The organism is Caballeronia choica (assembly GCF_001544535.1).
GTDB lineage: Bacteria > Pseudomonadota > Gammaproteobacteria > Burkholderiales > Burkholderiaceae > Caballeronia > Caballeronia choica.
Genome location: NZ_FCON02000086.1, coordinates 1 through 12481 on the forward strand (window position 1 = coordinate 1; position 12481 = coordinate 12481).

The following is a 12481-nucleotide window of genomic DNA, read 5'->3' on the forward strand; positions in this document are numbered from 1 at the left end:
AATTCGCCGCTGCTTTCTTTGCTTACTTTCTTTGCAGCAGCAAAGAAAGTGAGTCCCGCCCCGGACAGGGGCAGAGCTAAAAAACCGATAAGAAAACAAGTTCCATAGGAGCACAAGCGCATCAAACGGTGTAACCCAACCCCAACCCCAACCCCAACCCAAGCGCCAGCGACAAACCTACCCGATTGAAAGCCAGTCGTTCATGACGCGCTCGCTGGCGGCAAGCGCATCGAAAGAACCGTCGAAGACGATCGCGCCGTGGCCCATCACAGCGACCCGGTCGGCAAGACCTCGCGCGATGGTCATACGTTGTTCGATCAGCAGCATCGCGACACCGCGTTGCTTCAGCGTCGCGAGACATTCGGCGACCTGCCGGACCACTTGCGGCGCGAGTCCTTCGGCCGGTTCATCGATGATCACGAGTTCCGGGTCGCCGCCCAGGGTTCTCGCAAGCGCGAGCATCTGCTGTTCGCCGCCCGAGAGCACGCCGGCTTTCACCGCTGCCCTTTCGACGAGCACGGGAAACAGGCGGTACGCATCGTCGATGGTGAAGCGCCGCGCGCCCGGCCGCGCGCCGAGCAAGAGGTTTTCGCGCACGGTGAGCGTCGGGAAGATGTCGCGCTGCTCGGGCACGTAGCCAAGCCCCAGACGCGCGATGCGGAACGGCCGCAGTCCCTTCAACGGCACGCCGCGCCACAGCACGCGTCCCTCCGACCGGACGAGTCCCATGATCGCTTTGCCGAGCGTCGAGCGGCCCGAGCCGTTGCGTCCGCTCAACGCAAGCACCTCGCCTTCGCCGATCGAAAGATCGACGCCGTGCAGCACATGGCTCGCGCCGTACCACGCGTGCAATCCTTCGATTTCGAGCAGCGCGCTCATCGCAGCACCTCATCGTCGCCGAGATAGGCCTCGCGCACTTGCGGGTTCGCGCGAATCTGCGCGGGCGTGCCGGTCGCGATCACGCGACCGCGCACGAGCACGGAGATGCGATCCGCCAGCGCGAACACCGCTTCCATGTCGTGCTCGACGATCAGCAATGTGCAGCCTTCGGTCGTCGCGCGAATCAGCGCGAGCGCGCGCGCGCTTTCCGCCCGATTCATGCCGGCGGTCGGTTCGTCGAGGAGCAAGGTCGATGCGTCGGTGGCGAGCGCAATGCCCAGGTCGAGCGCGCGTTGTTCCGCATAGCTCAGGCTCGCGGCGGGATCGTCGCGGCGGTTCGCGAGGCCGATCGAATCGAGGATATTGTCCGCGCGGCGGTCGATCGTGCGCGAACGCAACCATCGATCGCGCATACGCGCCGATGGCGAACCGAGCACCGCGCAGCGCAGGTTATCGAAGACCGAAAGTCCGGCGAACACACTCGTCGACTGGAAGCTCCGCGCGAGCCCATGCCGCGCGATCGCGTGCGGCGGCAGGTTCGATATGTCGATGCCGTTCAGCACGACGCGTCCCCCGCTCGCTCGCGTGCGGCCCGAGACGAGATCGAAGAGCGTCGACTTGCCCGCGCCGTTCGGCCCGATCAGCGCGTGTCGTTCGCCGCGTTCAACCGACAGATCGACGCCGCGCAGAATCTCCGTCGCGCCAAAGCGCTTCCCGATCCGATGGAGTTCGAGCGCGGCGGTCATCGGGTGGTTCGCGCGACGCGCGTCAGGAGCGCGGCCACGGCGGCGCACGCAAGCGCCATCGACCACGGCAGCCACGTTCGTCCGTCGAGCGCGAAGCCGGCGAGATGGGCCAGCCCGTCGCCGCTGTTGTCGAACTGCATCGCGTAGGCGAGTTCGCTTGCGATGACGATGGCGAGCATCCACGCCAACGCGGCGAGCGAAGCGAACAGCATCACACGCGGCGCACGGCGCTTGCCGATCAGCCCGGCGAGTCCATCGGGCGCGACCACCACGATCCACACGAAGAAGAGCCCGAGATACATCAGCCACGCGGACGACACACTCGCCACCGCGACGCTGAAAAACGTCAGCAGCGCCGCACCCGCGACCGGCCCGAAGAACGCCGAAGTCCCGCCGATCACCGTCGCGATCAGCACGCTCCCCGAGCGCGCGAGCCCGACGCCTTCCGCCGACACGAGTTCGACGTTGATCAACCCGAGCACGCCCGCGACGCCCGCAAAGAACGCCGACACGACCGACATCGTGAAGCGCACCCGACGCGGATCCACACCGATGGCCGCCGCGCGGACCGGGTTGTCGCGGACGGCATTCGCGAGGCGCGCCATCGGCGTGCGCGAGAAGGCGAACATCGTCACGCACGCGAGCACGCACCACGCCGCGATCAATCCATACGCCTCGCGCGCCGGGCCGAACGTCCACGCGAAGAACGGCGCGCCGCTTGCGCGATCGATCGGCATGCCGCCCTCGCCGCCGAACCAGCCCGGCACGAGCCACGCGCTCGCCGCCACGAGTTCGCCGATGCCAAGCGTGATCATCGCGTAGGCCGTGCCTGCGCGCCGCGTCGAGATGAAGCCGAACAGCACGCCCGCGAGCGCGCCCGCGCCGCCGCCGACGAGCGGCAGGAGCGGCAGAAGCGGCAGCGGCATCCCGGATCGATTGAAGACGTGGGCAGCGGCGAACGCGCCGAGACCCGCATACGCCGCGTGTCCGAACGACAGCAGCCCCGTCTCGCCGAGCAACAGGTTGTAGGAGAGCGCGAAGACGATCATCGTCGCGGTCTGCGCGAGATACGCGAGGAGCCAGCTTTGCGACGAAAAGCACGGCGGCAAGCCGAGCGCCGCGATCAGCACGAGCCAGGGCGCGAGCGGTCTACGCATCGTCGCCACGCTCGCCGAAGAGGCCGCGCGGTCGCACGCTCAGCATCGCGACGAGCAGCAGGTACGGCAGCACGGGCGCCACCTGCGCGACGGTCAGCGAGGCCCAGGCAGCAGGCAACGCCGCGCCGAAGATCGCCGCGATGCCGCCGAGCGAAACGGATGTCGCGACCGCGAACGTCTGCACGCAGCCGATCAAGAGCGATGCCGCCAGCGCGCCGCCGAGCGACCCCAGTCCGCCGATCACCACGACGACGAACACGATCGGTCCCATCGAATCGGCCATCGACGGCTCGATCACGGAAAGCGGCGCGCCGATCACGCCCGCCAGCGCGGCGAGCGCGGTGCCGACGGCGAACACCATCGTGAAGACGCGCGGCACGTCGTGGCCGAGCGTCTCGACGGTCGCCGGATGGGTGAGCGCGGCGCGCAGGATGAGCCCGGTCCGCGATACGCGCAGCACGGCGTATAGCGCGACGAGCATGGCGACCGACAGCACCATCATGAACGCGCGATAACGCGGAAAGGCCGCGCCGTACAGCGTGAACAACGGGCCGTCGAGCGACGCGGGAATCGATGCGGCAACCGGCGCGAGTCCCCAGACGAGCTTTACCGCCTCGGCGATCAGGTACGCCGCGCCGAAGGTCAGCAGCAGTTCGGCGAGCGCGCCGCGCGCATGGACGCGGCGCAGCAGCAAGCGTTCGAACAGCGCGCCCAATGCACCGACGAAGAGCGGCGCCGCGATCAATGCGAACCAGAATCCGCCGCGCGCCGAGAGCGCATAGCCGGCGTATGCGCCGAGCATGTAGAAGCTCGCGTGGGCGAAGTTGAGTACGCCGAGCATGCTGAAGATCAGTGTCAGTCCCGCCGACAACATGAACAGCAGGAGCCCGACGCTCACGCCATTCAGCAGGTTGACGGCGAACCACTGAACGAACGACTGCACGCTCAAGCGTTCGCGAGCGGTTCGAGCGCCGCGCGAAGCGCCTCGGGTAACGCCACGGGCCGACGCGTCTCGCGGTCGACGTACACATGCACGAAATGCCCCTGCGCCGACGCTTCGTCGGCACCCGCGCTGAAGATCGCCACTTCGTAGCGCACGCTCGTGTTGCCAAGCTTCGTCACGCGCAGGCCCGCCTCGATGCGCTCCGGAAACGAGATCGACGCAAAGTAGTTGCATTGCGTCTCGACGACGAGGCCGATCGTCGAACCCCGTTCGAAGTCGAGCACGCCCGCGCGCAGCAGATACTCGTTCACGACCGTATCGAAGTAGCTGTAGTACACGACGTTGTTCACGTGACCGTAGACGTCGTTATCCGCCCAGCGCGTCGGGATCGTGAGGAAGTGCGGATAGTCCGCGCGTTGCGTGGGAGATGGCTTGCTCATCGTTCAGAAGGATTTCGCGCTCGCCTCGTAGCCCAGGTGGACTTGAGTCAGATAGAAGATGAAGGCCATGACGTGTGCCGCGCGATGGGGTGGGCGTGCGGCATGTTAGGAGCCGCACGCGCAGCGTGTCAATGAGCGCCGGCGAGCGGCCCGCGCTGCACCTCTCGCACTACCGCGCGGCACACAGGGCGCGGATTTCGTCGGTGAACTGCTCGACGGTCTCGCGCTTCGTATCCCACGCACACATCAGCCGGCAGCCGCCCGAGCCGATGAACTGGTAGAACTTCCAGCCGATCCGGCGCAATGCCAGCGCGACCTGCGGCGGCAACTCGGCGAACACGGCGTTCGACTGCGTTTCGAACAGCACCTTCACCTCGGGGATCGCGGCAAGGCGGTCGGCCATCAGGCGCGCCATCGCATTCGCGTGGCGCGCGTTGCGCAGCCACACGTCGTTATCGAGCAAGCCGAGCCACGGTGCCGAGATGAAGCGCATCTTCGAGGCGAGTTGCCCCGCCTGCTTCAGGCGATATGCAAAATCGGCGGCGAGCGCCTTGTCGAAGAACACGACCGCCTCGCCGACCGGCAGGCCGTTCTTCGTGCCGCCGAAGCACAGCACATCGACGCCCGCGCGCCACGTGATCTCCGACGGATGCACATTAAGCGACGCCACCGCGTTCGCGAAACGCGCGCCGTCCATGTGCACGGTCAGGTGCCGGCGCTTGGCGATCGCCGCGATCGCACGCACTTCTTCGACGGTGTACACCGTGCCGACTTCCGTCGACTGCGTGAGCGTGACGACCTTCGGCTTCGGGTAGTGGATGTCGGCGCGGCGCGTGACGACGGCTTCGATCGCGTCCGGCGTGAGCTTGCCGTTCTCGCCCGTCGCGGTGAGGAGCTTCGAGCCGCCGGAGAAGAATTCGGGGCCGCCGCATTCGTCCGTTTCGACGTGCGCGAGTTCGTGGCAGATCACCGAGTGATACGACTGGCACAGCGACGCAAGCGCAAGCGAGTTCGCGGCCGTGCCGTTGAAGACGAAGAAGACTTCGCAGTCGGTCTGGAACAGGTTGCGGATGCGGTCGCAGACTTGTTGCGTCCAGGAATCGTCGCCGTAGGACGGCTCGTGGCCGCTGTCGTTGGCGTCGATGAGCGCGGCGAGCGCTTCCGGGCAGATCCCGGCGTAGTTGTCGGAGGCGAAATGTTGCATGCGGTTCGGGCTGGCGAGGTGGTGCGGGGCGTTTCAAGCCCCGCGGGGAATGGTGCCAGCCATTCTAGCCGTTGGCGGGTTGGCGCGTGCTCATGCCACGCGCTCGCTCGCGGCAGCGGCGAGCGGCCGGATACTAACGCATCCGGCCGCTTGATCCATCGGTTCCACGCTTACTTGGCCGCAGGCTGGCTCGCGGCTGCGTCCTGCTGCGCCTTCTTGTCCTTCTTGCTGGCTTCGTGATGGCCGATCGCGCATCCGCCTGCTGCGCCGGCCACACCATGATTGCCGGCCACATGGCCCGCGACGCCGCCGACCGCCGCGCCTTCGATACAACCCTTGGCCTGCACGGCGCCGGTGGAAAAAAGCATCGTCGATGCAGCGAGAGCGAGAGAGGCTGTTTTGATGTTCATTGCGGTGTCCCCGTTACTGGTTGAAGTAACGAATCCCTCGCATGGCGCGTACCTGACACGATGTAATCAACGACTCGTGTTTTGCCTGCACGCTCGCGAATGAAAACGCCCCGTCGAAACGGGGCGCTTTTATTTTGTGAATCGTGGAAGCCTGCATCCCGCACGGGACGCCCAATCCATCAAAGCTGCTGCTGCACCCAGCCCGTGACGCCCGCGAGCGCCGCCGACAGGTTCGCCGGATCGGTACCGCCCGCCTGTGCCATGTCCGGCCGGCCGCCGCCCTTGCCGCCCACCTGCTGCGCGACGAAGTTGACGAGTTCGCCGGCCTTCACCTTCTTCGACGCATCCGCCGTCACGCCCGCGATCAAGCTGACCTTGCCGCCCTCGACGGACGCCAGCACGATCGCCGCGCTCTTCAGCTTGTCCTTGAGCTTGTCGACGGTTTCGCGCAGCGTCTTCACGTCCGCGCCTTCGAGCTGCGCGGCGAGCACCTGCACGCCGCTCACATCGACGGCCTGCGACACGAGTTCATCGCCCTGGCTCGATGCGAGCTTCGACTTCAGCGCGCCGAGTTCCTTCTCCAGCGACTTCACGTGCTCCTGCACCTGCACGATACGCTGCGTCAACTCCGACGGCTGCGCCTTCAGCACGGCCGCCGCCGCGTTGATGCGCTGGTCGAGTTCCTGCACGAAGCGCACGGCGTTGTCGCCCGTGATCGCTTCGACGCGGCGAATGCCCGCCGCCACGCCGCCTTCCATCACGATCTTGAAGAGGCCAATGTCGCCCGTGCGGCGCACGTGCGTGCCGCCGCAGAGTTCGCGCGAAAACCCGAGGTCGAGCACGCGCACCGTATCGCCGTACTTCTCGCCGAAGAGCGCCATCGCGCCGCCCTTCACGGCTTCGTCGTAGGGCAGCACGCGCACGATGCCCGGCGCGTTCGACAGCACTTCCTCGTTGACGATTTCCTCGACGCGGCGAATCTGTTCGTCGGTCATCGGCGCGTTGTGCGCGAAGTCGAAGCGAGTCTTGTCGGCATCGACGAGCGAGCCTTTCTGCTGAACGTGGCCGCCCAGCACCTCGCGCAGCGCCTTGTGCATCAGGTGCGTCGCCGAGTGGTTGCGCGCCGTGCGGGCGCGGCGGATCGCGTCGATCTCGGCCTTCACGATGTCGCCGACCTTGAGCGTGCCCTGCTCCAGCGAACCGTGATGGCCGATCACGTCGGCCTGCACCTTCAGCGTATCGAGCACCGCGAAGCGCACGCTCGCGTTCGCGAGCACGCCCTGGTCGCCCGCCTGACCGCCGGATTCGGCGTAGAACGGCGTGTGGTCGAGCACCACGACCGCGTGCTGCCCCGGCTTCACTTCGTTCACCGACGCGCCTTCCACGTACAGTGCGACGATCTTCGCGTCGTCGAAGATTTCCTTTTCGTAGCCGTGGAAGGTGGTCTTCGCGCCCGAGTATTCGAGGCCCGCCGCGATCTTGAACTTGCCCGCGGCGCGCGCCTGATCGCGCTGGCGGGCCATCGCATCGTCGAAGGCGCCTTCGTCGACCGTCACGCCGCGTTCCCGGCATACGTCCGCCGTCAGGTCGAGCGGAAAGCCGTAGGTGTCGTGCAGCTTGAACGCGAGTTCGCCGTCGAGTTGCTTCGTGCCCTTCTTCTCCAGCGCGGCGAGTTCGCCTTCGAGAATCGACATGCCGTGCTCGATCGTCTCGAAGAAACGCTCCTCCTCCTGGCGCAGCACGTCGGTGACGCGCGGCTGTGCCTGCTGCAGTTCCGGATACGCCGCGCCCATCTCGCCGACCAGATCGGCGACGAGCCTGTGGAAGAACGCACCCTTGCGGCCGAGCTTGTAGCCGTGGCGGATCGCGCGGCGCACGATCCGGCGCAGCACGTAGCCGCGCCCTTCGTTGCCGGGAATCACGCCGTCGACGATCAGGAACGAGCACGCACGGATGTGGTCGGCGATCACCTTCAGCGAATTGTTCGTGAGGTCCGCCGTGTCCGTTTCGCGCGCCGCCGCCTTGATGAGCGTCTGGAACAGGTCGATTTCGTAGTTGCTGTGGACGTGCTGCAGCACCGCGGCGAGCCGCTCGAGCCCCATGCCCGTATCGACGCATTGCTTCGGCAGCGGCGTCATGTTGCCCTGCGCGTCGCGGTTGAACTGCATGAACACGAGATTCCAGATCTCGATGAAGCGGTCGCCGTCTTCTTCCGGCGATCCGGGCGGGCCGCCCCAGATTTCCGGGCCGTGGTCGTAGAACACTTCGGAGCACGGGCCGCACGGGCCGGTGTCGGCCATCTGCCAGAAGTTGTCCGACGCATAGCGCGCGCCCTTGTTGTCGCCGATGCGGATGATGCGCTCGGCCGGCACGCCGATTTCCTTTTCCCAGATCGCGTAGGCTTCGTCGTCTTCCTTGTAGACGGTGACGGTGAGCTTGTCGGCGGGGAGCCCGTAGACCTTCGTCAGCAGTTCCCAGCAGTAGTGGATCGCGTCGCGCTTGAAGTAGTCGCCGAACGAGAAGTTGCCGAGCATCTCGAAGAACGTGTGGTGGCGCGCGGTGTAGCCGACGTTTTCGAGGTCGTTGTGCTTGCCGCCCGCGCGCACGCTGCGCTGCGCGGTGGTCGCGCGAGAGTACGGACGCGATTCCGCGCCGAGGAACACGTCCTTGAACTGGACCATGCCCGAGTTTGTGAAGAGCAGCGTCGGGTCGTTGCCGGGCACGAGGCTCGACGAACGGACGATCGTATGGCCCTTCGATTCGAAGAACTTGAGGAATTTCTCGCGGATTTCGGCGGCTTTCATGGCGTACTGGGGCGGTCTGCTGTTTTGTGATGCGTCGGACGGGCGGCGAAAGGCATGGCACTCGCCGCCGGCTTTGTCGACTTCGACCCGCGCCGATGCGAACGCGCGGGCCAAGGTGGTCATTGATTATACGGGATCGCTGTCGGATCGCTGAGGGCCAGCCCTGGCGCGGCGGGCGCCCGGTCGAAGCACGGCCGGATCAAGGCCGGATGAATGCCGTACCATTGCGCGTGACGGCGCAAGGCCGCATCCAGGATCGAAATCCGCAAAGCAGGCAGCCCTGGCAAGGAGACAGGAACCACTCATGGGAGCACTCAGCCATATCCGCGTGCTGGACCTCACCCGCGTGCTCGCGGGTCCGTGGTGCGCGCAAACCTTCGCCGACTTCGGCGCCGACGTGATCAAGGTCGAGCGCCCCGAATCCGGCGACGACACCCGCCACTGGGGCCCGCCGTACCTGAAGACGCCCGACGGCCACGACACGCACGAAGCCGCGTACTACCTCGCGGCGAACCGCAACAAGCGCTCGGTGACCGTCGATATCGCGACCGCCGAAGGCCAGCGGATCATCCGCGAGCTGGCGGCGCAAAGCGACGTCGTGCTGGAGAACTACAAGGTCGGCCAGTTGCAGAAGTACGGCCTCGACTATGCGTCGCTCAAGGCCGTCAAGCCCGATCTCGTCTATTGCTCGGTGACGGGCTTCGGCCAGACCGGCCCGTACGCGGCGCGCGCGGGCTACGACTTCATCATCCAGGGCATCGGCGGCTTCATGAGCATCACCGGCGAGCGCGACGGCCAGCCGGGCGGCGGCCCGCAAAAGGCGGGCGTCGCGATCGCGGACCTGATGACCGGCATGTACGCGACGATCGGCGTGATGGCCGCCCTCGCCCACCGCGACCGCACGGGCGAAGGGCAATATATCGACATGGCGCTGCTCGACGTGCAGGTCGCGATGCTCGCGAACATGAACACGAATTTCCTCGCGAGCGGCCAGCCGCCGGTGCGCTGGGGCAACGCGCATCCGAACATCGTGCCCTACCAGACCTTCCAGACGCGCGACGGCTGGATCATCGTCGCGGTGGGCAACGACGGCCAGTTCCGCAAGTTCGTCGATGCGGGCGGCCGTCCGGAACTCGCCGACGATCCGCGCTTTGCGACGAACCCGTCGCGCGTGCGCAACCGCGAGACGCTCGTGCCGATCCTCGCCGCGATAGTGCGCGAGCGCGGCAAGCACGAATGGCTCGCGGCGCTAGAAACGGCGGGCGTGCCGTGCGGGCCGATCAACGATCTCGGCGAAGTGTTCGAGGACCCCCAGGTGGTCGCGCGCGGGATGCAGGTCGAGTTGCCGCATCCGACGGGCGCGAGTGTCAAGCTCGTCGCGAGTCCGATCAAGATGAGCATGACGCCGCCTGAAGCGCGCCTGCATCCGCCGATGCTCGGCGAACATACGGACGGCGTGCTGCGCGATCTGCTGGGTTACGACGATGCGCGAATCGCGCAGTTACGGGAATCGAAGGCGATTTGAGGTGAAGTGGGCGGGATAGCCGTAACCGGCCCGATGCGCCCGACGCTATAGCGCTGTTTACCGCGTGCCTGCGCCGATCAAACCACCGGCGGCCGCGCCCGCGATCGTGCCGACCGGGCCGCCAGTGAGCACATAACCGAGCGCGCCGCCCGCGCCCGCGCCGATGGCGGCGTGCGCCTGCTGCCGGCTCATGCCGGAACAGGCCGCGAGACTCGCGACGAGGGCGCCGGCGGCGGCAAGCTTGATGGTCGTGCAGGCGATCTTGTTCATGTTCGGGTTTTCCTTGTTTTAATCGATAGCGGCCTCGAAAGGCGAGCCAATCTTACGAGGCCCCTGCGACCGCGAACAACCCGATTTACGTCCCGTTACGCCCGAAACATTCTTGTGTAGAAACCCCGGCGCCGCGCGGATAGGGCCCCTGCCTTGCATCCCTGCCGTCCGGCCCCACCTCGATGGGGTATCGACAACACACCGGCAACAAATGCCCTTCAGCGGCCATGCTCGCGGGTTGGCTAAGGTAGAATCGACAGATTAATCCGGTCTTTTTCGAACGCTTCCGAATGCTTCGAAACGCAACTTCGAACGTTCAGGCGCCCTCGTCCGCTCTCTTTTCTCGCATGAACACCGATCGCAACGACGCCCCGGCGGCATCCAATTTCATCCGCAACATCATCGACGAAGACAATCGCAACGGCAAATGGTCGCAGCGGGTGGAGACGCGCTTTCCGCCCGAGCCGAACGGCTACCTGCACATCGGCCACGCGAAGAGCATCTGCGTGAACTTCGGCATCGCGCGCGACTACGGCGGCGTGTGCCATCTGCGCTTCGACGACACCAATCCGGAGAAGGAAAGCGTCGAGTACGTCGAGTCGATCATCGATGCCGTGCAGTGGCTCGGCTACGACTGGAACCAGAACGGCACCGAGCATCTGTACTTCGCGAGCGACTACTACGACAAGCTCTACGATTTCGCCGAAACGCTGATCCAGCGCGGCCAGGCCTACGTGGACAGCCAGTCGGCGGAGGAAATCCGCGCGAACCGCGGCTCGGCCACGGAAGCCGGCAGGAACTCGCCGTTCCGCGACCGCTCGCCCGAGGAAAACCTCGACCTCTTCCGCCGCATGAAGGCGGGCGAGTTCCAGGAAGGCGAGCACGTGCTGCGCGCGAAGATCGACATGGGCGCGCCGAATTTCAACATGCGCGATCCGGTGGTCTACCGCATCCGCTTCGCGCATCACTACCGCACGGGCGACACGTGGTGCATCTATCCGATGTACGACTACACGCATTGCGTGTCGGACGCGCTCGAGAACATCACGCATTCGCTGTGCACGCTGGAGTTCGAGGATCATCGTCCGCTCTACGACTGGTTCCTCGCGCAACTCGCCGACGATGGCGTCTTCACGCGGCCGCTGCCGCAGCAAATCGAGTTCTCGCGCCTGAACCTGACCTACGCGATCACGAGCAAGAGGAAGCTCCTGCAACTCGTGCAGGAAAATCACGTCGACGGCTGGGACGACCCGCGCATGCCGACCATCGTCGGGGTGCGGCGACGCGGCTTCACGCCGGAGAGCATTCGCCTGATGGCGGATCGGATCGGCGTGACGAAGGTCGATTCGTGGATCGACATGAGCGTGCTGGAAGGCGCGCTGCGTGACGATCTCGACGCCAAGGCGCCGCGTGCGATCGCGGTGCTCGATCCGCTGAAGCTCATCATCGACAACTATCCCGAGGGCAAAAGCGAGGCGTGCAGCGCGCCGGTGCATCCGCATCATCCCGAGCGCGGCACGCGCGCGTTCCCGTTCTCGCGCGAACTGTGGATCGAGCGCGAGGACTTCCAGGAGACACCGCCGAAGGGTTACTTCCGCCTGTTTCCGGGCAACAAGGTGCGCCTGAAGTACGGCTTCGTCGTGGAATGCACGGGCGCGGACAAGGACGAGAACGGCAACGTGACCGCCGTCCACTGCAACTACTTCCCCGACAGCAAGTCGGGCACCGAAGGCGCGAACGGCTACAAGGTCAAGGGCACGATCCACTGGGTCAGCGCGGAGCACGCCTACGCGGCCGAAGTGCGCCTCTACGACCGGCTCTTCAAGGAACCGCAACCGGGCGCGGGCGGCGCGGAATTTCTCGACGCGCTCAATCCGGATTCGAAGCGCGTCGTGAACGCGTACCTGGAGCCGAGCGCGCGCGATGCGGCCGCCGAAGACCGCTTCCAGTTCGAGCGCCATGGTTATTTCGTCGCGGATCGCGTCGATTCGCAGCCGGGCAAGCCGGTGTTCAACCGGATCGTCAGTCTGCGCGACAGTTGGGGCAAGCCCGCCTGACATGCGGCCGCAGGGCACGAGTCGCGGGAACGAGCGCGCGAGTCGT

At 66.1% G+C, this 12481-nt stretch carries 11 protein-coding genes; 2 read left to right on the forward strand and 9 right to left on the reverse strand.

Features of this window, described 5'->3' with window-relative positions; genetic code table 11:
* Positions 1-177: 177 nt before the first annotated feature.
* The 8 genes from AWB68_RS28515 to alaS form a co-directional block, all read right to left on the reverse strand.
* Entirely contained in the window at positions 178-879 is a 702-nt protein-coding gene (locus tag AWB68_RS28515; RefSeq protein ID WP_087647680.1) for an ABC transporter ATP-binding protein, read from the reverse strand.
* Positions 876-1625: an ABC transporter ATP-binding protein gene (locus AWB68_RS28520; RefSeq protein WP_087647681.1), complete on the reverse strand. Its 750-nt coding sequence runs from the start codon at positions 1623-1625 to the stop codon at positions 876-878. The genes AWB68_RS28515 and AWB68_RS28520 overlap by 4 nt, the downstream gene beginning before the upstream one ends.
* Positions 1622-2782 carry a branched-chain amino acid ABC transporter permease gene (locus tag AWB68_RS28525; protein ID WP_087647706.1) on the reverse strand — a complete coding sequence of 387 codons (1161 nt, stop codon included), beginning with the start codon at positions 2780-2782 and terminating at the stop codon, positions 1622-1624. Before AWB68_RS28525 ends, AWB68_RS28520 begins: the two co-directional genes overlap by 4 nt.
* Entirely contained in the window at positions 2775-3725 is a 951-nt protein-coding gene (locus AWB68_RS28530; protein WP_327383480.1) for a branched-chain amino acid ABC transporter permease, read from the reverse strand. The genes AWB68_RS28525 and AWB68_RS28530 overlap by 8 nt, the downstream gene beginning before the upstream one ends.
* Before the next feature lie 2 nt (positions 3726-3727).
* The gene (locus tag AWB68_RS28535; RefSeq protein WP_087647682.1) at positions 3728-4165 is read right to left on the reverse strand and encodes an acyl-CoA thioesterase; all 438 of its coding nucleotides are present in this window, start codon (positions 4163-4165) and stop codon (positions 3728-3730) included.
* 169 nt (positions 4166-4334) lie between these two features.
* Positions 4335-5369, reverse strand: coding sequence for a threonine aldolase family protein (locus AWB68_RS28540; protein ID WP_087647683.1), 1035 nt, complete (start codon positions 5367-5369; stop codon positions 4335-4337).
* A 170-nt stretch (positions 5370-5539) separates the two neighbouring features.
* On the reverse strand, positions 5540-5779 hold the full coding sequence (locus AWB68_RS28545; protein WP_125483065.1) for a hypothetical protein: 240 nt from the start codon (positions 5777-5779) through the stop codon (positions 5540-5542).
* A 179-nt stretch (positions 5780-5958) separates the two neighbouring features.
* Complete coding sequence (alaS, locus tag AWB68_RS28550) at positions 5959-8583, reverse strand: alanine--tRNA ligase (RefSeq protein ID WP_087647684.1); 2625 nt, start codon at positions 8581-8583, stop codon at positions 5959-5961.
* A gap of 304 nt (positions 8584-8887) precedes the next feature.
* On the opposite strand from alaS, the gene AWB68_RS28555 reads away from it, so the two are divergent.
* On the forward strand, positions 8888-10108 hold the full coding sequence (locus AWB68_RS28555; protein WP_087647685.1) for a CaiB/BaiF CoA transferase family protein: 1221 nt from the start codon (positions 8888-8890) through the stop codon (positions 10106-10108).
* Positions 10109-10165: 57 nt separating this feature from the next.
* Here AWB68_RS28555 and AWB68_RS28560 read toward each other — a convergent pair whose 3' ends face one another.
* The gene (locus AWB68_RS28560) at positions 10166-10378 is read right to left on the reverse strand and encodes an ornithine carbamoyltransferase (protein ID WP_087647686.1); all 213 of its coding nucleotides are present in this window, start codon (positions 10376-10378) and stop codon (positions 10166-10168) included.
* Between the two features lie 347 nt (positions 10379-10725).
* Here AWB68_RS28560 and AWB68_RS28565 point away from each other — a divergent pair, with 347 nt between their 5' ends.
* Positions 10726-12435, forward strand: a complete 1710-nt coding sequence (locus AWB68_RS28565; RefSeq protein WP_087647687.1) for a glutamine--tRNA ligase/YqeY domain fusion protein — start codon at positions 10726-10728, stop codon at positions 12433-12435.
* Positions 12436-12481 lie beyond the last annotated feature (46 nt).